Here is a 905-nt window from a genome sequence, read left to right on the forward strand (position 1 = left end):
GCAGAGACTTCCTTAGTCAAGAAAAACCACCAAATCGCAACCATCGTCAAGCAGAAAATCGCTCAAAAACTAATTGAGAAAGTCCCTATGACAGCTATCGCTGAAAGCCTAGCTATCTCCACTTCCACCGTCATTCGTAAATTGAAAGAATTCAAGTTCAACGTGAACCTCAACTACCTTCCAGAATACATGAGCTGGGATGAATACAGCTTTAAGAAAGGAAAGATGAGCTTCATTGCGCAGGATTTTGACTCGCTCAAGATCGTCACAATCCTCGACGGACGAACGCAAGCAACCATTCGCAATCACTTTCTGCGCTATTCCAGACAAGTCCGAAACCAAGTCAAAGTCATTACTATGGACATGTTTAGCCCCTACTACGATATTGCCAGAAAACTATTTCCTTCTGCTAAAATCGTCCTCGACCGCTTTCACATTGTACAACATCTCAGCCGGGCTATGAACCGCCTTCGCATCCAAATCATGAATCAGTTGGATAAAAAATCGCACGAATATAAGGCACTCAAACGCTACTGGAAACTAAGTCATAAACGATTTTATCGCCCAATTTTTCGCATGCACTTGACTAATAAAGACATTCTTGAAAAGATTCTCTCGTACTCTCAAGAACTCCGAGAACATTATGAGCTTTATCAACTCTTACTTTTGCATTTTCAAGAGAAACGGGCTGACCATTTCTTTGGACTCATTGAAGAAAGAATTACTTGTATAAATCCTATCTTTCAGACTGTTTTTAAAACATTTTTTAAGGAGAAAGATAAAATTATCAACGCACTTGAACTGCCCTACTCAAATGCTAAACTAGAAGCAACTAACAACCTTATCAAGGTCATTAAGCGCAACGCTTTCGGATTTCGGAACTTTGACAATTTTAAAACTAGAAT

1 protein-coding gene is annotated in these 905 nt (G+C 39.6%); it reads left to right on the plus strand.

Features of this window, described 5'->3' with window-relative positions:
• The coding region (locus RG608_RS11495) for an ISL3 family transposase (protein ID WP_308947003.1) at positions 1-905 on the plus strand (905 nt) is incomplete at both ends.

It is taken from the genome of Streptococcus sp. IsoGale022, from assembly GCF_031142805.1.
Lineage (GTDB): Bacteria > Bacillota > Bacilli > Lactobacillales > Streptococcaceae > Streptococcus > Streptococcus sanguinis_A.